Raw genomic sequence first — 22,582 nt, 5'->3', positions numbered from 1 at the left:
CTTCGACGATGCCTCACCCGCCGGACGCGCCGCCACCGAATTTCTCCGGGACCCGCCATTGCGAGTCGAACAATGCCCGACGGCCGGACAACGCAAAAGCCCCGCTCCCCAGGCAAACCTGGTGGAACGGGGCTTTGCGGATGGACTTACTCCCCGGACGCCGCCGCGGAGTCTCCGGCCAGCACCTCGACCGGCTGCTCCTCGTCCTCGACCGGCTTCGGCGGCTTGGCCCGACCGGTGAAGGTGAACTTGGCGTCCTCGCCGGCGCTCTCGCCGTCCCAGCCTTCCACGTCGACCTCGACGATCTGGCCGGCACCGAGCTCGCCGAACAGGATCTTCTCCGACAGCTGGTCCTCGATCTCGCGCTGGATGGTCCGGCGCAGCGGGCGGGCGCCCAGCACCGGGTCGAAGCCGCGCTTCGCGAGCAGGCTCTTGGCCTGGTCGGTCAGCTCCATCTCCATGTCCTTGTTCTTCAGCTGCACGCCGACGCGGCCGATCATCAGGTCCACCATCTCCACGATCTGCTCCGTGGTGAGCTGGTGGAACACGATCACGTCGTCGATGCGATTGAGGAACTCGGGCCGGAAGTGCTTCTTCAGCTCGTCGTTGACCTTCAGCTTCATCCGCTCGTAGTTCGAGCCCTCGCTGTTGGACTGGGTGAAGCCCAGACCCACGGCCTTCGAGATATCCGAGGTGCCGAGGTTCGAGGTGAAGATCAGCACGGTGTTCTTGAAGTCGACCGTGCGACCCTGACCGTCGGTGAGGCGGCCGTCCTCCAGGACCTGCAACAGGGTGTTGTAGATCTCCTGGTGGGCCTTCTCGATCTCGTCGAACAGCACGACCGAGAACGGCTTGCGGCGCACCTTCTCGGTGAGCTGGCCGCCCTCCTCGTAGCCGACGTAGCCCGGAGGGGCACCGAACAGCCGCGAGGCGGTGAAGCGGTCGTGGAACTCGCCCATGTCGATCTGGATGAGCGCGTCGTCGTCGCCGAACAGGAAGTTCGCCAGCGCCTTGGACAGCTCGGTCTTACCGACACCGGACGGACCGGCGAAGATGAACGAGCCCGAGGGACGCTTCGGATCCTTCAGACCGGCGCGCGTGCGGCGGATGGCCTTGGAGACGGCCTTGACCGCATCCTCCTGGCCGATGATCCGCTTGTGCAGCTCGTCCTCCATGCGGAGCAGACGGGTGGTCTCCTCCTCGGTGAGCTTGAACACCGGGATACCGGTCCAGTTGGCCAGCACCTCCGCGATCTGCTCGTCGTCGACCTCGGCCACGACATCCAGATCGCCGGAACGCCACTGCTTCTCGCGCTCGGCACGCTTGGCGACGAGCTGCTTCTCCTTGTCGCGCAGCCGCGCGGCCTTCTCGAAGTCCTGCGCGTCGATCGCGCTTTCCTTCTCCCGGCGGGCGTCGGCGATCTTGTCGTCGAACTCGCGCAGGTCCGGCGGGGCGGTCATGCGACGGATGCGCATGCGCGCACCGGCCTCGTCGATCAGGTCGATCGCCTTGTCCGGCAGGAACCGGTCGTTGATGTAGCGGTCGGCCAGCGTGGCGGCCGCGACCAGGGCACCGTCGGTGATGGACACCCGGTGGTGCGCCTCGTACCGGTCGCGCAGGCCCTTCAGGATGTTGATGGTGTGCTCGACCGTCGGCTCGCCCACCTGCACCGGCTGGAAGCGGCGCTCCAGCGCGGCATCCTTCTCGATGTACTTGCGGTACTCGTCGAGGGTGGTGGCGCCGATGGTCTGCAGCTCGCCGCGGGCCAGCTTCGGCTTCAGGATCGACGCCGCGTCGATCGCGCCCTCGGCGGCGCCCGCACCGACCAGCGTGTGCAGCTCGTCGATGAACAGGATGATGTCGCCGCGGGTGTTGATCTCCTTGAGCACCTTCTTCAGGCGCTCCTCGAAATCACCGCGGTAGCGGCTGCCCGCGACCAGGGAACCCAGGTCGAGGGTGTAGAGCTGCTTATCCTTCAGCGTCTCCGGGACCTCGCCGTTCACGATGGCCTGCGCCAGGCCCTCAACCACGGCGGTCTTACCGACACCGGGCTCGCCGATCAGCACCGGGTTGTTCTTGGTGCGGCGGCTCAGCACCTGCATGACGCGCTCGATCTCCTTCGAGCGGCCGATGACCGGGTCGAGCTTGCCCTCGAGCGCGGCCTGCGTCAGGTTGCGGCCGAACTGGTCGAGCACCAGCGAGGTGGACGGCGTACCCGACTCCCCGCGGGCGCCGGACTCCACCGGCTCCTTGCCCTGGTAGCCGGACAGCAGCTGGATGACCTGCTGGCGCACCCGGTTGAGGTCGGCGCCCAGCTTCACCAGCACCTGCGCCGCGACACCCTCACCCTCGCGGATCAGGCCGAGCAGGATGTGCTCGGTGCCGATGTAGTTGTGGCCGAGCTGCAGCGCCTCGCGCAGCGACAGCTCCAGCACCTTCTTGGCGCGCGGGGTGAACGGAATGTGCCCCGACGGCGCCTGCTGGCCCTGGCCGATGATCTCCTCGACCTGCGAACGCACACCCTCGAGCGAAATCCCCAGAGACTCCAGGGACTTCGCCGCGACACCTTCACCCTCGTGAATCAGGCCCAGCAGGATGTGCTCGGTGCCGATGTAGTTGTGGTTGAGCATCCTGGCTTCTTCCTGGGCCAGGACAACGACCCGCCGAGCGCGGTCGGTGAACCTCTCGAACATCGCTCCCTCACTTCCTGCTCCGCTTTCTACGGCCTACCGGCGCTTCAGTCGACTGAGCGTCAGCCTGCCATGAAGCCCTGGGGTCACATCCCCCGCCTCCACTCTAGTTGGCGGGGGTCACGGCCGTCGTCCGTCCACCCTATTGCGAACCGGCGACAACACGAGTCATTCAGTCATAACGCGACCGTTGCCCGGATCGTTTCGCCAGGACGTACGCCGACAGCGAACAGGGACTTTGCCCTACCCACCGGTGAGAGGTGGGGCGAATCGGCAGGGCACCGGCCGCGGATGCTCCGGATCCAGGGCGTTGAGCGCGACGGTCGCGGCCCGTTCGCTGCCCGCTATCCCCGCGTGATCGGAGTAGTCGGCGGGGCAGCCGTCCTGCACCAGGACGTTCGTCGTCCGGGGGCCCGGCGTGAGACCCACGGTGTACGGCACGATCAGTTCGTCGTAGACCGTCTCGATATTGGTGTACTCGACGTTCGGGTCGTAGACGCCATCGCTGAGCAGCGCGTTCATGAATTCGGTGTGCCCGGCCATCTGGGCGCAGGGCGCGCACAGCCCCGCGCTCAGCATCGCGTCGACGGCGGGTTCGGCACCGAGCTGCCGCGCGAAGGCACGCACCGGGTCCATCATCGGATCGAAGGTGCCCAGCCAGGGTGCGGCGAGGGCGACGAAGCGGTTCACCTGCTCCGCACCGCCCAGCCGCTTCACGAAGTAGTTGCCGACGATATTGCCCTGCGAATGAGCGATCAGGTCGACCTTCGCGGCCCCGGTCGCCGCGCGCACCCGCCCGACGAAGGCCGCGACCTGCGCCGCGCTCTGCTCGATCGGGCGCATCCCGCCGATCGCCGACAGCGGCCACGGCAGGTCGAGGGCGCCGTAGGTCAGCGAGTAGACGCAGTACCCCTCGTTCGCCAGCAGCGGAACGTATACGCCCCAATTGGTTTGGGCGCCACCGCCGGTTCCGTGCACCAGCACGACGGGATCCGGGTGTTCGGGAGTGGGGCGGCACGACCAGTCGTTCGACCCCGGCAGCGAGCCGCCCGGATGCCGCAGCTCGTTCGGGATCCCGGCGAAGAAGTTGTAGACGACCGGATAGTCGGCCCGAGCCGGGCTCGCCAAACCCACCGACAATGCGACCAGGGCCATGATGACCAGCAAAGATCCCGGTAACCGCCGCATGATCCCTCCCAAACTGGAACGTGTTCTGGGTAGGCTAACCAGAACATGTTCCAGTGCAGGGTGGAATGGGAGATCCCGGCCAAGAGCACGCCGGGAATGACTGGAGGTGGGCTATAAGTCGCGCTCGGAGATGATGCCGCTCTGCATGGCCAGCATGGCCAGGCGGACGCGCTTCTGGTTCTGTGGCAGGTCCTCGACGCCGAACTTCGAGAAGAGCGTGCGCATATGGGTCTTGATCGCGTCGACGCTCAGGTACAGCTCGTCGGCGATCTGCTGATTCGGCGCGGGCGTCGCGAAACCGGCGTTGTTCTTATAGGGACGGCACAGCGCGATCAGCACCGACAGCTGGGTCTCGGTGAGCGATCGCAGCGTGGGCAGCGATCCGGTGGAGGTGCGGGTGGCGTCGTCGGCGACGCCGGTGAAATCGTGGAACGACAGCAGCGAGGTGCCCACCCGGATTCGATCGCCGGGCGACAGCCGCCGCCGGCCCACCAGGCGCTCCCCGTTCACGAACGTCCCGTTGCGCGACAGCCCGTCGTCCACGATCGTCCAGTGCGCGCCCAGATACTCCAGCGACGCGTGCAGCCGGGATACCTCGGCGTCCCACGCCAGCGTCAGATCGGCCTGCTGTGAACGTCCGATCGTGACGCGTTCGCGCTCGGGGGAAAGAACCAACTCCTGGCGGCTACCCGTCTCGTCGTTGAATCGCAGGAACGATCCCTGAAATCTGGTCACTGCGCCGGTCCCTCAACTCTCCACTCAGCCAGTGACGTCGTTCGCACGGTTCCATGGTGCCGCGCGGCCCCCACCCGAGCAAGATCACGTGGCGACAAACGTCGGCCATCGGTTATGCGGAATCGATATGAAAATACCGCTGCCGTCCGGACGGTGCACGATTTCCTCCGGACGGCAGCGGTGAAAGCAACAACGAGTAGCCGTGCCCTGGATGCCAGGACTAGTTGCTACGACCCACTTCCTTGTTGTAAGCCTCGGTAATGTCGGCGGAGATACGACCGCGCGCGGAGACCTTGTGACCCTTGCGGCGCGCCCATTCGCGAATTGCCGCACTCTGTTCACGATCCATCGACACCCGACTCTTGGTCGCACCCGCCGTCGCACCCGCCGGCTTGCTGCGCCGCCGACCGCTGACCCGGCGCGCACTGGAGACCCACTGGTCCAATCCGTCCCGCAGCTTTGCCGCATTTGCCGCGGACAAGTCGATCTCGTACGACACACCGTCGATCGCAAACTCGATGGTCTCGTCCGCGATGGACTCACCGTCGACATCGTCGATCAGGCTAACGGTGACCTTCTTTGCCATGAGATGAACGTCCTCTCGAAATCGTGCGACCCGCATACCAGGCCGATGCCCGAGTTGAGAATACCTCGAATTCCGAGATTTCCAAGACGAGACTTCGGCATTCAATCCGACCGCTCAGCGAGCGGCCGGACGCACAATTGGGAACAGTATCGTTTCCCGGATTCCCAGCCCCGTCAACGCCATCAGCAACCGATCGATTCCCATACCGGTTCCGGTTGTCGGAGGCATACCGTGTTCCATCGCCGCGAGGAAGTCCTCGTCAAGGCGCATGGCCTCATCGTCGCCCGCGGCCGCCAATCTCGCCTGATCGATGAACCGGTCCCGCTGAATCACCGGATCGACCAGTTCGGAATACCCCGTCGCCAACTCGAAGCCGCGGACATACAGATCCCACTTCTCGGTCACGCCCGGCTTGCTGCGATGTTGTCTGGTCAACGGGGAGGTCTCGACCGGGAAGTCGCGCACGAAAGTCGGTGCGTACAGCTTGTCGCCGTAGGTGTGTTCCCACAGTTCCTCGACGAGTTTGCCATGACCGTAGCCCTTGTCCTGCGGAATTTCCAGGCCCACCCGATCGGCCAGCGCCAGTAATTCCGGTACGGTCGTTTCGGGCGTGACCGCAACACCGAGGGAGTCCGACAGCGACGGATACATCTCCACCGTGGTCCACTCGCCGCTCAGATCGTATTCGGTGCCGTCCGCCAGCGTCACGACCTGGCTGCCGAAGACTTCCTGCGCCACCTCCTGGACCAATTCCCGCATCATCCGCGCGGAATCGTCATAGGTGCCGTAGGCCTCATAGGTTTCCAGCATCGCGAACTCCGGCGAATGCGTGGAGTCGGCGCCCTCGTTTCGGAAGTTGCGGTTGACCTCGAAAACCTTCTCGATGCCGCCGACCACGCAGCGCTTCAGGAACAGCTCCGGCGCAATGCGCAGGTAAAGCTCCATATCGAGGGCATTGGAGTGGGTGACGAACGGGCGCGCCGCCGCACCGCCGTGCAGGGTCTGCAGCATCGGGGTCTCGACCTCGAGGAAACCCCTGCGCTCCAACGCATTCCGCACCGCACGCACCACCTTGACCCGGGTCCGCGCCATTTCCCGGGCCTCCGGCCGAACGATCAGGTCGACGTAGCGCTGACGCACCCGCGACTCCTCGCTCAGGTCCTTGTGCGCCACCGGCAGCGGCCGCAACGACTTGGCGGCCATCGACCAGGAATCGGCCATGACGCTCAATTCACCCGTGCGCGAGGAGATCACCTCACCGTGCACGAAAACGAAGTCGCCGAGGTCCACATCGGCCTTCCAGGCGGCCAGCGCGTCGGCGCCGACACCGTTCAGGCTGATCATCGCCTGCAGCTTGGTGCCGTCGCCCTCCTGCAGCGTCGCAAAACACAGCTTGCCGGTATTACGCATGAATATGACGCGCCCGGCGACACCGACCTGCAGCCCGGTGCTCGTGTCGGCCGCCAGGTCCGGATAGGCGGCCCGAATTTCGGCCAGGGTGTGCGTACGCGGCACCACCACCGGATAGGCCTCGCCGCCCTCTTCGAGCAGCCGCTCCCGCTTCTCCCGGCGAATCCGCATCTGCTCGGGAACGTCGACTTCCGCTGCGGCAGGACGGGATTGCCCCGCGGGAACCGAACCCGCGGAGCTACCGGACGAAGGGGTGTTCGAGGTGCTCACAACGATCTACCCTAGCGTGCGCCGGAAATCGTTTTGCGCGCTGCCCGAGCACGCCCGCGCAGTAACGAATCGGCATCGACTCGAGCACGGAACACGAGGCCCGCAACCACCACCCGAGAATTGTGACGTAACGGACAGTCGATCGAAATGCGCTGGGTTGCTCCGTAATTCGAGCGCAATCGGCCGGAATTACAACGAGGCGAGCGCGACCACCTCGCGGGCGATGTGCGGGGCGCCCGCGGCCACCGACAGCAATCCGGCCGCCTTCACCGCCTGATACCCGCCCACCAGATCGGTGGCCCGGTGCAAACCCAGCTGCTGCAGCGACGCCGCGGCCAGGCTCGAGGTGTAGCCCTCCGAGCAGACGACGATCCATTCCACGTCGTGATCCGCGGCGAGGGCGAGCCGGGCGGAACTGGTGGGGTCGAGGCGCCATTCCAGCACATTCCGCTCGATCACCAGCGCACCCGGCAGCGTCCCTTCCTTCACCCGCTGCGCCTGCGGCCGGATGTCGACCAGCAGCGCACCCCGGGCGATCGCCTCCGGCAATTCGAACGCGTAGATCCGCCGCAGTTGCTCCCGCGCGTTCTCCAGCATCTGATCGATTCCGTACGTCACGTGGGTCATTTCACGTCGCCTTCGGGCTGGTCGGTGAGGACGGTCCGGGAGCGGCGCAGCGTGCCGTGGCCGGTGACCTCGTAATAGGACATGGCGGTGAGCGGTGGTGAATAGGCGTGCACGGACAGCGTCGGATTCGACGGTTCGGGCGCACCCGCGAATTGGTCGGGCGCGCGGACCACGTCGTGCACCCAGCCGAGCGGGAACGACGCCTGGTCCCCGGCCGACAGCGTGCGCTGACGCAATTCCTTTCCGTTCCAACGGAATTCCGAGAGCGCTCCGCTGAGCACGGTGAGCGCGCCCAGCGAGCCGGCGTGGTCGTGCAGCTCGGTGGATCGATCGGGCACCCAGCTGATCAGCCAGACATCGACCTCGTCGTCGGCGAGCAGCCGGACCGCCCAGCGGTTGTCGGCGGGCCAGCTGCCGTTCGCCGGTAACAGGTGGTCGTAGCGCCCGGCCAGCACGTCCTCGGCGCCCTCGTCGGTCAAGCGCAGCAGGTCGGCCGGGCGCAGCTGGGTGGGCAGCGCGGAGGCCACGGGACGCTCGGTGATCTCGCTGCCGAGCCGGACGCCGGAATTCGGCGCGACGCCGGGATGCGAGGGCACACGGGTACGTGCGGGATAGGAAACTGCAGAGGAGCGCATGAGCGGAACTCCAGGAGAAGTGAGAATGGTCGGGGAATGCGAAGCCCCGACATCAGCCGAGGCGAATCAGCCTCGACAACACTCCTGGTTGCTCACGCGGTAAGACACGAGCGGAAGTCTAGCAGTGCGCGCTCCCGGTGCAAGCATCGTGTTGGGTTCCCCACATCCGGCCCGCTACTTGCGGCGCTGCAGGTTGCGCTCGAAGACCACGCGCAGCCCGTCCAGCGTCAGGTGGGGTTCATGGCGTTCGATGGTTTCGGATTCGGGCACGATCAGCGGCGCCGTCTGCCCCGTCGCCACGATGACGACGTCGTCGCCCGCGAAGGCGTCGTTCTCGTCGCGAATGCGGTCGATCAGGCCGTCGACCAGTCCGGCGAAGCCGAATACCGCGCCCGCCTGGATGCACTCCATGCTGTTCTTGCCCACCACCGAGCGCGGCCGGGCGAGTTCGGCCCGGCGCAGCGCGGTCCGCTCCACGATCGCCTCGGTCGCGATCTCCACGCCGGGCGCGATGACGCCGCCGATGAACTCGCCCTTCGCCGACACCAGGTCCACGCAGATGGCGGTGCCGAAATCGACCACGATGGCGGGCGACTGGAAGCGGTGGTACGCGGCCAGGCAGTTGACGATGCGGTCGGCGCCGACCTCCTTCGGGTTGTCCACCAGCAGCGGAATGCCGGTGCGCACACCCGGTTCCACCAGCACGTGCGGCACGTGGCTCCAGTACCGGCCGAGCATTTCCCGCAGTTCCCGCAGCACCGGCGGCACGGTCGACAGCGCCGCCACCCCGATCACCTGATCGGCCTGATCGCCGATCAGCCCGCGCAGCTGCATGCCGAACTCGTCGGCGGTCAGCAGCGGATTGGTGTGGATACGCCAGGTCTGCCCGAGTTTCGCGTGCTCCCCGCTGCCGGAGAACAGGCCGATCTCGATGCTGGTGTTGCGGACGTCGATCGTCAGCAGCATCCGGCGACCTATGCGGGAGTGAGCGTGCGCGGCGAGGACAGCCCCGATCCGGCGGGTGCGTGCGCCGGATCCGAGCCCAGCTCCACCGGGCGGTTGCGCTCGTCGACGAACACCACCCGCGGCGCGTACTCGCGCAGCTCGGCCTCGTCCATCATGGCGTAGGCGATCAGGATCACCAGATCACCCGGGTGCACGAGATGCGCTGCGGCACCGTTGATTCCGATCACCCCGGAGCCGCGCTCGCCCGCGATGACGTAGGTCTCGAGCCGGGCGCCGTTATCGATGTCGACGATGCAGACCTGCTCGCCCTCGAGCAGATCGGCGGCATCCATCAGATCCGGGTCGACGGTCACGGAGCCGACGTAGTGCAGGTCGGCGTGGGTCACCGTGGCGCGGTGGATCTTCGATTTCATCATGGTGCGCAACATGGGCGGCCTTTCCTACCGATTCGCCTGGGCAGGCTGGGTATTGGGAGTTGTCGGGTGGCCACCGGCGGGAGCGACGGGCCCGGAGGCGGCAGCCTGCGTAACCACGGAGGGACCCGTGTACGCCGCATCGGACACCGCCGGGGTTCCGACGGACAGGGCCACATTGTCGATGAGCCGGGTGGCGCCGAGGCGCGCGGCGATGAGCAGGCGGGCATTGCCGCTCCAGGGGGAATCCGATACTGCCGCAACGGAATCCGCTGCCGCGGGGATCGGCCCCAGGTCAGCCCGGCGTAGCTCGAGATAGTCGACGTCGATACCACCGGTCGCGGCGTCCAGCACGGCCCGCGCCGCGGCCAGCACCGCGTCCGGCCCCTGTCCACCGGCATGGCGGCCCGCGGCCAGCGCCGCCGACAGCGTGGTGGCCAGTTCGCGCTGCGCCGGTTCCAGGTACCGGTTGCGCGAGGACATGGCCAGACCGTCGGCCTCGCGGACGGTGGCGACCGGGACGATCTTCACGTCGAAGTTCAAGTCCCGCACCATCTCCCGGATCAAGGTCAGCTGCTGGTAGTCCTTCTCGCCGAAGAACGCCTCGTGCGGGTGCGCGATCTGCAGCAGCTTCGCCACGACGGTCAGCACGCCGGCGAAATGGGTCGGGCGGAAGGCGCCCTCGAGTTCCGCGCCGAGCGGGCCCGGGTGCACCGACGTGCGCGGCCCGTCCGGGTACATCTCGGCGGCGCTGGGCGCGAACACCAATTCGACGCCCTCACCGCGCAGCATGTCCACGTCGGCGTCGAGCGTGCGCGGGTATTTGTCCAGGTCCTCACCCGCGCCGAACTGCAGCGGGTTCACGAAGACCGAGACGATGACGATCTGGTTGGTCCGCTTGGCCTGGCGCACCAGCTGCAGATGCCCCTCGTGCAGCGCACCCATGGTGGGCACCAGCGCTACCGAGCGGCCCACCGAGCGCAGCGCGTTCGACACCGCGGTCAGCGTGCCGGGATCGTGCACGATGTTCAGCTCGCCCGGCTTGTACGCCGCGCGCAGCGCCTGCAGATTCGGTTTCGGGGCGGACATCAGTACCTCTCCTCCGCCAGCAGATCGATCAGGGCGGGGTTGGTGCGGGCGAGTTCGGCCGCGCGCAACGATTGGGCGCGGTAACCGGCGGCGAGGCGCGGGTCGACGTCGGCGAGAGCATCGAGGTGGGCGGCGACCGCGTCCACGTCGCCGCGTGCCACGGGGCCGGTCAGGGCCGACTGGCCGCGCCGCAGCGCATTGTCCAGGGCGGCCGAGGCCAGCGGCGCCAGCATGCGTTCGGCCAGCCCGTTCGGCTGGTCGTCGACCTGCTGCTGGCCGAGCAGCCCCGGACCGTCGAGGGCCGCCCGCAGCGCGGCGACGGCGTCGACGATCAACGTGACCAGATGATTGCTGCCGTGCGCCAGGGCGGCGTGATACAGCGTGCGGTGTTCCTCGGGCACCTGCACCGGCTCGCCGCCCACCTCGATCACCAGCGACTGCGCGATGGCGTAGCCGACCTCGTCGGCCGCGGTGATCCCGAAGCAGGCGTTGCCCAGCCGGGCGACGTCCTCGTCGTGCCCGGTGAAGGTCATCGCCGGATGAATCGCCAGCGGGCGGGCGCCGCGCTCGGTCAGCGGCGCCAGCACCGCGATGCCGTTCGCGCCGGAGGTGTGCACGACGATCGTGCCCGGCCGCACGGCCTGCGCGCTCGCCAGTCCGGCGACCAGGCCCGGCAGCTCACTGTCCGGGACCGCCAGGACCAGCAGTTCGCTGCGGGCGGCCACCTCTTCGGCGGGCAGGATCTGCGAATCCGGCAGCCGCGTGTGCGCGCGCCGCACCGAATCGTCCGAGATCGCGGAGACACCGAAGACCACATGCCCGGCGCGCTCCAACGCGGCGCCGAACGCCGATCCCACGCGTCCCGCCGAGACGATTCCCACCGTCAGCCGTGCGGGCGCCGGATCACTCCCTGAGGCACTGCGACCCGCCTCGGGCCGCGCAGATTCAGAGGTCACCATTGTCCTCTCGAAAGTCGTTCCAGTCCCGCCGCGCGGGTACCGGACGTATCGACACCGAGAATAGGCCGCGGCTCCGGCCGCGGACAGATCCTGGGCCGGTGATGTTGCCCACGAGCCGAAATTTCAGCTCTGCTCCGAGCGGAGATTTGCCATGATCTCGGCGACCGACAGCTGACGCCCCGGATAGGCGTCGCCCTCCGATTCCGCCCGTCGACGCCGCCGCGAGCTGGCGCTCCCGACGGACACCGGCGCGGCGGCGGGCGCGGGCGCCCACGGCGGCTCCACCTCACCACCGCCGGGATTCGGCGACAGCCGCTCGGCCGACCGCGTCACGACCGAATCGGACTCCCACCCGTTCGAATCGGACTCCCACCCGTTGCGCTGCGCGCCGCCGATCGGCTCGGTGCGCCGATCGGCATGTCCGTACTCCGCGTACCCGAACGACTCCACCTCATCCGCACCGTCCTCGGTCTCCCCGAAATCCGCCGAGACCACGGCGGTTTCGGCCGTCACCGGATCGTCGTCGGGGCTCGCGAAGATCGGCGGTTCGGGATGGTCGGGTTCGAAGACCGGCCGCATCGAGGCACGCGGGACCATCGGCGAACTCCACGCGTCCCAGGTCTCGGTTTCCGACGAGCTACCGTTCGCCGCCGCTTCGGGGAGCTCCTGCATGCGGACGGCGTCGGCGCGCAGGGCCGGCCGTTCCACCGGCAGATCACCGTCGAACAGCCGCTGCAGGCTTTCCCGCAGCACCGCGAGTTCGGCCCGCAGTGCGGCCATCTCGGCGGCGTCGGCACCGACCTCCTCGCGGACCCGTGCCTCCACCCCCAGCTCGTACTCGCGCCGGGCGTTGATTTCCCGTTCCAGCTGCAGCTCGTACACCGTTTGCAGATCACGTGCCTTGGCCTGATCGACCGCCGACTCACGGCGGTATCGAGTGGCCGCCAATGCGCCGATCACGGCCGCCCACAGCGCCGCCACCAGACCGATGCGGATCAGTTGCAGGCTGTTGCTGAAGATCAGGAAAACGCTGGCAATCAGACCGAGCAGAATCAAAACACCGACGAACAATTTTCCCGCGTCGTCCCGCCGTCGACGGGAAGTACTGCTACGGGAGGGTGAAACCATGCACGCCAGGGTAGCTCGGATGGAGAGTTCCGGCTGCCAGGTCGGTCGGTGATTCCGAGCAACAAGTTTGCTACGAAGTTGCCGGTTCGTCTGGCGGGTCATGCGGTGCGCGACAGCAATACTCCAGCCACAGGGCCGCCGCCACCAGCAGCACGCCCGCCACCAGACCGACGATGGCCCCCGGGGTGTCCGCGGCCGCGGCGCGCAGCGTGGAGCGCTGCGGGAACACCCAGATCAGAAAGCCCAGCCAGACACCGGCCGCCAGCGAACCCACCTGCGCCGACGCCTTGGCCAGCGCCACCGCGCGGGCGGCGGTGATCGGATGCAGCTGTTTGGGGCCGTCGCCGATGCGCCGGTCGCCGACCCGCGCGCGAATCATGAAGGCCAGCACCGCCTCCAGCGCGGCCACCGGATACAGCGAAGCGCCCGCAATCACGGTGATCGGCGGGAAGCTGGAATAGGCCCAGCGCGTGGCGATCCACGCGACGACGGCCGCGATCAGCACATTCGCCGTCAGGTCCAGCAGCCGCGTCGGCTTCATGACGTTCATGAGTGCGTCCTGTGCCTCGAATCCGAGAGCAGTGCGATATCGGTGCGACGCACCCCTTCTCGCTCGCCGGAGTCCAGCACGGACAGCAGGTCCCGCACCGGGCGGGGCACCCCGTCCACCTCGAGCACGGCGTCGGGCTCCACCTCGAGCCACGGCACCAGCACGAAGGCGCGGTTGTGCGCCTGCGGATGCGGCAGGATCAGCGCCGGATCGGTGCTGCGGACCGCGTGCACGCCGCCGTCGCGATGTTCCCCGCACCAGACCACATCGACGTCGAGGGTCCGTGCGCCCCACCGGACCTCGCGCACCCGGCCCGCCGCCCGTTCCAGTTCCTGCCCGCGCCGCAACCACTCCCACGGCCCGGCGTCCGGATCGTCCACCAGCACAATCGCGTTCAGGTAGTCCTCCTGCGGCACCGGCCCCCACGGCGCGGTCGTGTAGACCGACGACACCGCAACCAGATGCGGCGCAAAGGCATCGACCACGCTGCGCAGATGCGCCGCCCGGTCACCCAGATTCGACCCGATCGACAATACGGCGCGGCTCATACCCCCACCTCACGAATCTTCCACTCCGGCACACTCATCCGTCCGATACCGCTCCGGATCGGGTATCGGTGCGGCCGCGAGTCGCGACCACCCGCACATCGGCGAAGGTGTGCGGGATCGGCGCCGACGGCTTGTGCACAACCACCTCGGCGGCGGCGACGCGGGGATCGGTCATCACGTCGTCGGCGATCTCGGAGACCACCGTCTCGATCAGGTTGCGCGGCTCGCCCGTCACGATCGCCACCGCGCGACCGGCCAGCGCGCCGTAGTCCACCGTGTCGTCCAGATCGTCGGATTTCGCGGCCGATGCGAAATCCATCCACAGGGTGATGTCGACGACGAATTCCTGGCCGTCGCGGCGCTCGAAGTCGAAGCAGCCGTGGTGACCGTAGGCGCGCAGCCCGCGCAGCTCGATGCGGTCGGAACTCACTCGCGCCCCTGTCTCTCGCCGGCGGCCCGCCGCCAGGCATCCGTCACCGCGATCGCGTCCAGCGAGGACCGCACGTCGTGCACTCGCACACCCCACGCGCCGTGCAGGGCCGCCAGCGCCGACACCGTGGCCGTCGCGACCTCGCGGCCGTCGGGTGGGCGCGGGGTCCCGTCGCCCGCGTCGGCCAGGAGCGCACCGAGGAACCGCTTGCGGGAGGCGCCGATCAGCACCGGCAGCCCCTGGGCGGTCAGTTCGGGGAGGGCGCCCAGCAGGGCCCAGTCGTGCGCGGCGTTCTTGGCGAAACCCAGGCCGGGATCGAGCACCAGGCGGCTCGGGTGCACGCCCGCGGACATGGCGAGATCCACCTGGATCGACAGCTCCTCGCGCACCTCGGAGACCACGTCGTCGTAATGTTCGGCGGGGCCGGTGTGCCGGTAGTCGGCGGCCGCGCGCCAGTGCATGAGAATCCACGGAATCTCCGCCGCCGCAACCACCTTCACCATGTCCGGGTCCGCCCGGCCACCCGAGACGTCGTTGACCACCGAAACGCCCGCCGCGGCGGCCGCCTCGGCGACGCCCGCCCGCATGGTGTCCACGCTGGTCGGCACCCCGGCCGCGACCAGGCCACGGATCACCGGAACCACCCGGTCCGCCTCGATCTGCGGGTCGATGCGGACCGCGCCCGGGCGGGTCGATTCGCCGCCCACATCGATGATGTCCGCACCGGCCTCGTACAGCCGCACACCGTGCGCGATGGCCAGCCCCGGATCCAGATAGCGCCCGCCGTCGGAGAACGAGTCGCTGGTGACGTTGACGACGCCCATCACCACGCAGGAACGCCCCCCGCGCGGTTGCGGGAGCTGCGTCAGTCCGGACACGGCACGCTCACTCACTTCCGCAGAATCAGATCGAGTGCCTCCGCGCGGGAGGACGCGCTGGTCTGTAGCAGACCGCGCACGGCGGAGGTGGTCGTGCTGGCGCCGGGCTTGCGGATGCCGCGCATCGCCATGCACAGATGCTCGGCCTCGACCACCACGATCGCCCCGCGCGGATCCAGCTTGCGCATCACCGCATCGGCGATCTGGCTGGTCAGTCGCTCCTGGACCTGCGGCCGCTTGGCGTACAGGTCCACCAGCCGGGCCAGCTTCGACAGCCCGGTGACGCGACCGTGCGGACCGGGGATGTACCCGACGTGCGCGACACCGTGGAACGAGACCAGATGGTGTTCGCACGTCGAGTACAGCGGGATGTCGCGCACCAGCACGAGTTCCTGGTGTCCCTCGTCGAACGTGGTGTTCAGTACCGAGTCGGGCTCGGTGTACAGGCCCGCGAACATCTCCCGATAGGCACGGGCGACGCGGGCAGGGGTATCGGCCAGGCCCGGGCGGTCGGGGTTCTCACCGACCGCCAGCAGCAGTTCCCGGACGGCCGCCTCGGCGCGGTCCTGGTCGAAGGGGCGGCCGGTGTCCAGGGCGACCGGGCTCACGGCGGACTCGAAGTCCTCCGCGACCACGGACGACGCGTCGGATTCGGCAACGGCACGGTTGTTGACCGACACTCGAGGACACCTCCACAACTCAAGTCATCAATCGCGCCCGGCAGTGCGGGTCGCGGCCCTCTAGCCTCGAACGCGACCGGGGCACCGGCAATTCCTCGGCACCCCGTACCTCGAGCCTAATCACAGGGCGATCAGTGCCGGCCGTTCGGTCCGTCCCATTCGCTGCCCTCGCCCTCGCCGTTGGGCCGGCCGTAGCCCGGCCCCTCCGGATCGCCCGGCTGGTTCCACCCGGGACGGCCGTAACGCTGGCCACCCGCCGGCGCCCAACCGCCCTGTCCCGGCGCGCCACCTTGACCCTGCGCGCCGCCGTATCCCGGGCCCGGCGCACCGGGGCCCGGCTGCCGACCGGACTGCTCCTCCTGCGGCGGCCAACCCGGCGCCGACCATCCGGCCGGGGCGCCGTAATCGGGCCGCGAACCGTGCGTGCCGCCGCCCTGGCGCGGATACGCGGGCCCGGAACCGCCGGGCTGCGGGTAGCCGCTCGGCTGCGGCGCCGGATATCCGTAACCCGGCTGCGCGGCCTGATGGCCGGGCTCCGGCGGATAGCCGTTGGCCGGAACCGGTTGTACGGCGGCCTTCTTGACCGCCTCCTCCTGCTCGTCCGGCCACGGCTCGCCGCGCTCGGCGGCCAGCTCGCGCGGGGTCTTCACCGGCGGCCGATCCGACGGAACGCGGTTGCCGAAGTCGTTGAACGCCGTGATCTGCGGCCGCTTGTCGACGGTCGACAGCACCTCCTCGAGGTCCTTGCGGTGCAGCGTCTCGCGCTCGAGCAGCGCGGTGGCCAGCGAGTCCAGCTCGTCGCGGTAGTCGTTGAGGATCGCCCAGGCCTCGGTGTGCGCGGCCTCGATCAGGTTGCGCACCTCCTCATCGATCTCGCGGGCGACCTCGTGCGAGTAGTCCGGGCTGGTGCCCATCGTGCGGCCCAGGAACGGGTCGCCCTGTTCCTGGCCGTAGCGGACCGCGCCCAGCCGCGCGCTCATGCCGTATTCGGTGACCATCGCGCGGGCGATCTTGGTGGCCTGGTCGATATCGGAGGACGCGCCGGTGGTGGGCTCGTGGAACACCAGTTCCTCGGCCGCGCGGCCGCCCATCGCCATGACCAGCCGGGAGATCATCTCCGAGCGGGTCATCAGGCCCTTGTCGTCCTCGGGCACGGTCATGGCGTGGCCGCCGGTGCGGCCGCGGGCCAGGATCGTCACCTTGTAGACCGGCTCGATATCGGGCATCGCCCAGGCGGCCAGGGCGTGACCGCCCTCGTGGTAGGCCGTGATCTTCTTCTCGTGCTCGCTGATGATGCGGCTCTTGCGGCGCGGGCCGCCGATCACGCGGTCCACCGACTCCTCGAGCGCGGGGCCGGTGATCACGTTGCCGTGCTCGCGCGCGGTCAGCAGCGCGGCCTCGTTGATGACGTTGGCCAGATCGGCGCCGGACATGCCGACGGTGCGCTTGGCCAGCCCGTCCAGGTCGGCGTCGGGCGCGATCGGCTTACCCGACGAATGCACGCGCAGGATGGCGCGCCGGCCCGCGAGATCCGGGTTGCTGACCGGGATCTGGCGGTCGAAACGGCCGGGACGCAGCAGCGCCGGGTCCAGGATGTCGGGGCGGTTGGTGGCCGCGATGATGATCACACCGGTGCGGTCGCCGAAGCCGTCCATCTCGACCAGCAGCTGGTTCAGCGTCTGCTCGCGCTCGTCGTGACCGCCGCCGAGGCCCGCGCCGCGCTGGCGGCCGACCGCGTCGATCTCGTCGACGAAGATGATGCAGGGGCTGTTCTGCTTGGCCTGGTCGAACAGGTCGCGCACGCGCGACGCGCCGACACCCACGAACATTTCGACGAAATCCGAACCGGAGATCGTGAAGAACGGCACCCCGGCCTCGCCGGCCACCGCCCGAGCCAGCAGCGTCTTACCGGTACCGGGCGGGCCGTACAGCAGGACGCCCTTCGGGATCTTCGCGCCCAGCGCCTGGTAGCGCGCCGGATTCTGCAGGAAGTCCTTGATCTCGTAGAGCTCCTCGACCGCCTCGTCGGCGCCGGCCACGTCCGCGAACGTGGTCTTGGGCATGTCCTTGGACAGCTGTTTGGCCTTGGACTTGCCGAAGCCCATCATGCCGCCGCGGCCACCGCCCTGCATGCGCGCCATCACGAAGACGAACAGGCCGAGCAGGATCACCATCGGCAGCACGAACAGCAATATCTGGGTGAACCAGCTGTCCTGCTTGACCGAGGTGTTGTAGGGCGCGCCCGAGTCCTGCACATCCTTGAGCACCTGGGCGGAGACCTCGCTGCCACCGGGGTACTTGGCGATGATCTGGGTCTGGCCGCCGGTCGCATCGTTGCCCTTGTTCAGGGTGATGCGCAGCTGCTGTTCCTTGTCATCGATCTGGACCTGCTTGACGTTGGGCTTGTCCTGCAGCTGGGTGAGCGCCACCGAGGTATCGACGTTCTTCCAGCCGCGCGTGTCGTTGCTGAAGTAGCTGACCAGATAGATCACGAGCAGGATGCCCGCGACTATGGCCAGGTTGCGAAACACTGTCTTGCGGTTCATAGAGCGTCGGCCGGCGGGCCAGTCCTTTCCGGTAATTCCGGTGCGTGCCTACGATGCGTCGAGCGTTGGCCGTAACCATTCCGAATCCCGGCCGGGTCCGGCGGAACGGATGCGGACAAGCCACGTTACCGCGTACGGTCTACTCGATACATCGCGCAGTTCGGCAGCTGATGGCAGTTCAGGTAGTAAACGGTCGGAGAACGCAGGTGGTTCCCGTCCTCCCGGGCCCGACACCTGTGGGTGTCTACCCGAGTGGCAACAATCATGGCATGCACGTCCTATTGTGAGCGACGACACAACAAGCGCAGGGGGTATGGACATAGTCGAGCTACGGACACCCACAGCGATTCTGCGTCATGGCGGCGGGCGCCTGCAGGTGCTGCGCCCCGGCGGGACCGACGGCGAGCGCGTGCTCGACGTGCCGATCTCCGATCTGCTCAAGGTCAGGCTGAACCGGCGCACCGACGACGCCGTCGTCATCGAAATCTATCTGCGGTACCCCACCTCGCTACTGACCGGCATTCCCGCCGACCGCACCCCGCTCCCGGTGCTGATCGCGGAGCACGACGTGCCGGCCGCCACCGTGATCGTGGAGCGGATCAACGCCCAGATCGTGGCGACCCAGCGCATCGACATGTCCATGCCGGATCTCACACCTCCCGCCCCCGCCTGGGGCAAGTCCGGCCCCTCCCGCGCCGATGTGGATCGCGCCGTGCGCCGGATGGCGCCGCGGCGCGAGGCCCGCTCGGCGATCGCGGCACTGCACCGGCTGGTCACGCCCGAGGAGTTCGCGCTGGAGGCCGCACTGGTCAGTGCCGAGCCACCGACCGGGCGCGGCCGCGGGCTGCTGGCGGTCACCACCGGGCGGATGTTGTTCGTCTCCGTCGGCTCGGCCGCCCGCTACGCCTACGAGATGCCCGTCGGGGCGCTGCTGTCCGCACGGCTGACCGACGACTCCGACACCACCGGCGAATACGGCGTCGACGTCACCGACGGCAATGCCACGCTGCACTTCACCGGCGTCGACCGCGCCGATACCGACCGGGTCGTGGGCGCGCTCACCTTCGCGATCCAGCGCGAATCCGCTGACGGTGCCGTCGCACCGCCGGATCCCGGTGTGTCGCAGCTGTATTCGGAATGGGAGCTGCTGGTCGAGCGGCACTCGCTCGGCATGGTCGACGACGCCCAGTTCCAGCGCTACGGCCGGGGCATCCTCCGCTCCCTGCCGGACTGAACGCCACAGGACGAAACCGGCCCGCGCCATTCGGCGCGGGCCTTCGTCATTCGAGCGCGCGAACGCCCTCTGTCATTCGCGCGCGCGAACGCCCTCTAGTCATTCGCGCGCGGACACCTCGTCATTCCGGCGCGCTTTTGGCCGGAATCACTCGGTGGGCTGCAGCGAGATGCGGCGCCACGGGCTGGTGGGCCGCATCCACAGGCGAACCAGTTCCAGCCGCCGGTCCACCCCGCCCGACTTGAGTTCGGCCAGGTCCTCGCATGCCTGCCAGTAGGTCCAGCCGGTCAGGAAGGCGTCGCCGAACTGCCGCCAGTTGCGGTAGCGCCGCTGCGCGGGCGCCAGCGCCCGCATCACGTAGTCCCAGGCGACCTCGGCGTCGAGGTACCCCGCGGTGAACGCCATCCGCGCCACCGCCACCACGCGCGCCAGATCCCATGCCTCGATATCGGCGGGCAGCGGCTCCACCAGGTGGTCGATGAGGCCGAGCTTGATCGCCTGCGACCAGATGTCGTAATCGCGCACCAGCGCCTCGGGATTGTCCATGCCGCGGAACGATCCGACCTGCCGCAGGAACGCGCGGTGCCGGTCGGCGCGCTCGCCGAACCGGTCCCGCTCGGGGGAATTGATCGCGGTGGTCACCAGCGGGTGCACCAGCGCGTACAGCGGGGAGTGCATGCCGTCGAGCAACTGCTCCATCGATGCCATCGCCTCGGTGCCATCGGTGATGCCCCAGGCGCCGGTGAGGGTGTCGATGGCCAGCTCACGCCGGTCGCCCATCGGATGCTCGCGCTCGGGACCGAGTAGCAGCGCATCGTGGAAGGCATCCCAGCGCGCCGAGTAGAACGCGCCTAGCGACAGCGCGCGCAGCTCGTCGTCGGAGACCTGCGCACCGGACCAGTGATCCTCCTCGCGCCGGTCCAGATCCTCGTAGGGGAAGGTGGTCAGCGTCGGCACGTCGCGGGCAGCCATGCCTCCGATTGTGTCCCATGGATCCTGGGCCGTGTCGAATTGCGCCACCTTCGGCGTCGCGGTTCGCCGCAGTAGCCACCCGAGAACCCAGCACACAATTTTCACAGCTGTAGATTGTTGCGCTGTCGCGGGCCGGAACCGAGGGCTAATCTCTGGCCATGAGTAGAAACATCACCGTCCTGCGTGGGCTCGAGCCACCCGCGACCGAGCAGGAAATCTACGCGGCCGCACAGGAATACGTGCGGAAGGTCGGTGGTGTGTCCGGCCTGTCGTCCACCACGAAACCCGCCTTCGACAAGGCCGTCGCCACCATCGCCGCGGCGACCACCACGCTGCTGGCGGAGCTGCCGACCCGCGGCCTGCCGCCGACCACCGACTCTCCCCTGCGCTGACCGCCCGCTCACACCCCGTAGATCGCCGCGCAGTCCAGTGCGATCTCCAGTCGCAGGCTGCGCTGCTCGATCGGGTGCCCGAGCAGCTCCTCGATTCGCTGTATTCGGTAGCGCACCGTGTTCTTGTGCACCCCAAGCCTTTTCGCGGCGGCATCCGGACTGCGGTGGCAGCGCAGGTAGGCGTGCAGGGTGTCGCGCAGGCGGGCGGAAGCGGCATCCGGGCGCACCAGCGCGCCGAGTTCGCGGTCGATCAGCGCCCGCATCGCCGCCTCGTCCGCGCCGGCGAGATAGGCCACCTCCACCTCGGGATAGCGCAGTAGCCGCGGGACGGCGCGCACCGCCCGCTCGGCGACGTGCCGGGCGGCGACGGCCTCCCGATGGCTCTGCCGGAACCCGGAGATCCGATCCGCGGGCGTCCCGACCGCGATCCGTACGGGGGGCTCGACACTCATTGCCGAGCCGTCCGGGACCGCGTCGCCGTCCACTCCGATCCACGCCCACAGCGCGGCCGCGCCGGACGGCACCGTCAGCACCCCGCCGTTGCCGACCGCGCCCGCGAGCCGGGCGGCCACCCGTTCCAGCCGCCCCAGCGCCTCGCTCTCGCCCGGCGCCGCGGGCAGTACCGGATCGCCGTCGGCCGTCAGCGCACCGGCGACCGAATCCTCGTCGGTCCACAGCACGCACGCGAGATGCCGCTGTGCCAGGCGGTACCCGAGGCGGGCGGTGGCCTGGTCGGCATCCAGATCCTCCCCGGCCAGCAGCGCCCGCACGATCTCGGTGCGCTGGTTCAGCGCCGCGCGCAGCCCGCGTTCACGCTCCTCCATGTAGGTGTCGGTGAGCGCCTCGATCGAGGTGCTGATCCAGCGGATGGATCGGTCGAACAGGCGCAGCAGCGTCGCACGTTCGGTCTCCGGCGGCAGCCGACGCTGTTCGAGCACCTCCGTCATGTACTCGAGCACGGCCTCCTGGCCCACGTGATAGACCCGCAGCAGCAGCCGCAGATCGTGGCCGCGCCGCGCGATGGTGCGCGCGAAGGCGTGCGCCTGCTCGGGCACCGGATAGTCCAGCTTGTCCTGGGTCAGGCCGCTCAGCACGACCAGCGCGTGCGCCCGGGTACTGGTCTCCAGGTCGCGGCGCATGTCACGGTCCGCGAGTTCCGGGACGCGACCGATGATCTCCCGGTTCAGCCGCTGTACCACCTGCTCGAGCGTCTCGGTGCGCAGCGTTTCGGCGACGAAATCCGCGAGCCACTGCCGCACCACCACGCCGGTCGCGTCGATCGTCACGAGAGTACCTCCGAAAATTGTTCTCAGAGTACAAAACTCCCGGGGGCCATTGACCGTCAAGGCCAAGAAGTCGCGATATCGCTTGTGTGACGATCATAGTTCAGTGAAGTGATTCACAAAGTCGCAACGCAGCGCACGTGGGAGAGCAGAACGTGACGAATACCGACCCGGCCCCGGAGGCGGGCAAGTCAGCACGCAGTACGCCCGCCGAGAATTCCGACGGGGCTCCGGCCGGGAAGACCGCCGAGTCCCGCACGGCGAAGAAGACCGCCGCGAAGAAGGCCCCGGCAAAGAAGACCGCGGCCAAGAAGGCTGCGGCGAAGAAGACCGCGACAGGATCGGCATCGAAGAGTTCGGCCTCGAAGCCCGC

The 22,582-nt window shown here is 68.4% G+C and carries 23 protein-coding genes; 3 read left to right on the top strand and 20 right to left on the bottom strand.

What is annotated here, in order from left to right; all coding sequences use genetic code 11:
* Positions 1–146: 146 nt before the first annotated feature.
* From NM1_RS21030 to ftsH, 18 genes are all read right to left on the bottom strand, one after another.
* On the bottom strand, positions 147–2,693 hold the full coding sequence (locus tag NM1_RS21030; protein ID WP_068022330.1) for an ATP-dependent Clp protease ATP-binding subunit: 2,547 nt from the start codon (positions 2,691–2,693) through the stop codon (positions 147–149).
* A 240-nt stretch (positions 2,694–2,933) separates the two neighbouring features.
* Positions 2,934–3,878: an esterase/lipase family protein gene (locus tag NM1_RS21025; protein ID WP_068022327.1), complete on the bottom strand. Its 945-nt coding sequence runs from the start codon at positions 3,876–3,878 to the stop codon at positions 2,934–2,936.
* Positions 3,879–3,989: 111 nt separating this feature from the next.
* Complete coding sequence (locus NM1_RS21020; protein WP_068022325.1) at positions 3,990–4,613, bottom strand: FHA domain-containing protein; 624 nt, start codon at positions 4,611–4,613, stop codon at positions 3,990–3,992.
* A 220-nt stretch (positions 4,614–4,833) separates the two neighbouring features.
* Positions 4,834–5,199, bottom strand: a complete 366-nt coding sequence (locus tag NM1_RS21015; RefSeq protein WP_068022322.1) for a histone-like nucleoid-structuring protein Lsr2 — start codon at positions 5,197–5,199, stop codon at positions 4,834–4,836.
* Between the two features lie 114 nt (positions 5,200–5,313).
* Positions 5,314–6,780, bottom strand: coding sequence for a lysine--tRNA ligase (lysS, locus tag NM1_RS21010; protein WP_068022320.1), 1,467 nt, complete (start codon positions 6,778–6,780; stop codon positions 5,314–5,316).
* Between the two features lie 288 nt (positions 6,781–7,068).
* Positions 7,069–7,506 carry a rhodanese-like domain-containing protein gene (locus NM1_RS21005; RefSeq protein ID WP_068022317.1) on the bottom strand — a complete coding sequence of 146 codons (438 nt, stop codon included), beginning with the start codon at positions 7,504–7,506 and terminating at the stop codon, positions 7,069–7,071.
* A complete protein-coding gene (locus tag NM1_RS21000) occupies positions 7,503–8,102 on the bottom strand; it encodes a cysteine dioxygenase (protein WP_373864059.1) in 600 nt (199 codons plus the stop codon). Before NM1_RS21000 ends, NM1_RS21005 begins: the two co-directional genes overlap by 4 nt.
* A 213-nt stretch (positions 8,103–8,315) precedes the next feature.
* Complete coding sequence (locus NM1_RS20995) at positions 8,316–9,107, bottom strand: type III pantothenate kinase (protein WP_068022314.1); 792 nt, start codon at positions 9,105–9,107, stop codon at positions 8,316–8,318.
* Positions 9,108–9,115: 8 nt separating this feature from the next.
* Positions 9,116–9,535, bottom strand: coding sequence for an aspartate 1-decarboxylase (gene panD, locus NM1_RS20990; RefSeq protein ID WP_068022311.1), 420 nt, complete (start codon positions 9,533–9,535; stop codon positions 9,116–9,118).
* Positions 9,536–9,547: 12 nt separating this feature from the next.
* The gene (panC, locus tag NM1_RS20985) at positions 9,548–10,609 is read right to left on the bottom strand and encodes a pantoate--beta-alanine ligase (RefSeq protein WP_084519854.1); all 1,062 of its coding nucleotides are present in this window, start codon (positions 10,607–10,609) and stop codon (positions 9,548–9,550) included.
* A complete protein-coding gene (locus tag NM1_RS20980; RefSeq protein WP_068022308.1) occupies positions 10,609–11,568 on the bottom strand; it encodes a Rossmann-like and DUF2520 domain-containing protein in 960 nt (319 codons plus the stop codon). The genes panC and NM1_RS20980 overlap by 1 nt, the downstream gene beginning before the upstream one ends.
* A 123-nt stretch (positions 11,569–11,691) precedes the next feature.
* Positions 11,692–12,696, bottom strand: a complete 1,005-nt coding sequence (locus NM1_RS20975) for a DUF6779 domain-containing protein (protein ID WP_211339449.1) — start codon at positions 12,694–12,696, stop codon at positions 11,692–11,694.
* 70 nt (positions 12,697–12,766) lie between these two features.
* Positions 12,767–13,237, bottom strand: coding sequence for a DUF3180 domain-containing protein (locus tag NM1_RS20970; protein ID WP_068022556.1), 471 nt, complete (start codon positions 13,235–13,237; stop codon positions 12,767–12,769).
* 5 nt (positions 13,238–13,242) lie between these two features.
* On the bottom strand, positions 13,243–13,794 hold the full coding sequence (folK, locus tag NM1_RS20965; RefSeq protein ID WP_068022303.1) for a 2-amino-4-hydroxy-6-hydroxymethyldihydropteridine diphosphokinase: 552 nt from the start codon (positions 13,792–13,794) through the stop codon (positions 13,243–13,245).
* 34 nt (positions 13,795–13,828) lie between these two features.
* Positions 13,829–14,224, bottom strand: a complete 396-nt coding sequence (folB, locus tag NM1_RS20960; RefSeq protein ID WP_068022298.1) for a dihydroneopterin aldolase — start codon at positions 14,222–14,224, stop codon at positions 13,829–13,831.
* On the bottom strand, positions 14,221–15,093 hold the full coding sequence (gene folP / locus NM1_RS20955; RefSeq protein WP_068022553.1) for a dihydropteroate synthase: 873 nt from the start codon (positions 15,091–15,093) through the stop codon (positions 14,221–14,223). Before folP ends, folB begins: the two co-directional genes overlap by 4 nt.
* 20 nt (positions 15,094–15,113) lie before the next feature.
* Positions 15,114–15,737 (bottom strand): GTP cyclohydrolase I FolE, encoded by a 624-nt coding sequence (gene folE, locus NM1_RS20950; protein ID WP_246011510.1) that lies wholly within the window; start codon positions 15,735–15,737, stop codon positions 15,114–15,116.
* Between the two features lie 176 nt (positions 15,738–15,913).
* Positions 15,914–18,328, bottom strand: coding sequence for an ATP-dependent zinc metalloprotease FtsH (gene ftsH / locus NM1_RS20945; RefSeq protein WP_068022288.1), 2,415 nt, complete (start codon positions 18,326–18,328; stop codon positions 15,914–15,916).
* 313 nt (positions 18,329–18,641) lie between these two features.
* Here ftsH and NM1_RS20940 point away from each other — a divergent pair, with 313 nt between their 5' ends.
* Positions 18,642–19,562, top strand: a complete 921-nt coding sequence (locus NM1_RS20940) for a hypothetical protein (protein ID WP_068022285.1) — start codon at positions 18,642–18,644, stop codon at positions 19,560–19,562.
* A gap of 147 nt (positions 19,563–19,709) precedes the next feature.
* Here NM1_RS20940 and NM1_RS20935 read toward each other — a convergent pair whose 3' ends face one another.
* Positions 19,710–20,534: a DUF1266 domain-containing protein gene (locus tag NM1_RS20935; RefSeq protein ID WP_068022282.1), complete on the bottom strand. Its 825-nt coding sequence runs from the start codon at positions 20,532–20,534 to the stop codon at positions 19,710–19,712.
* Positions 20,535–20,692: 158 nt separating this feature from the next.
* On the opposite strand from NM1_RS20935, the gene NM1_RS20930 reads away from it, so the two are divergent.
* Entirely contained in the window at positions 20,693–20,926 is a 234-nt protein-coding gene (locus NM1_RS20930; RefSeq protein WP_068022279.1) for a DUF2277 domain-containing protein, read from the top strand.
* 8 nt (positions 20,927–20,934) lie between these two features.
* Here the strand turns inward: NM1_RS20930 and NM1_RS20925 are convergent, their stop codons facing one another.
* On the bottom strand, positions 20,935–22,212 hold the full coding sequence (locus NM1_RS20925; RefSeq protein WP_246011494.1) for a PucR family transcriptional regulator: 1,278 nt from the start codon (positions 22,210–22,212) through the stop codon (positions 20,935–20,937).
* A gap of 152 nt (positions 22,213–22,364) precedes the next feature.
* Here NM1_RS20925 and NM1_RS42395 point away from each other — a divergent pair.
* Positions 22,365–22,582: hypothetical protein (locus tag NM1_RS42395; RefSeq protein ID WP_218022172.1), on the top strand; the 218-nt coding region annotated here is incomplete at its 3' end.

Source organism: Nocardia mexicana NBRC 108244 (genome assembly GCF_001613165.1).
Classification (GTDB): Bacteria; Actinomycetota; Actinomycetes; order Mycobacteriales; family Mycobacteriaceae; genus Nocardia; species Nocardia mexicana.
Note: the sequence above shows the minus strand (reverse complement) of the source record. Positions and strands in the feature narration are given on the sequence as shown.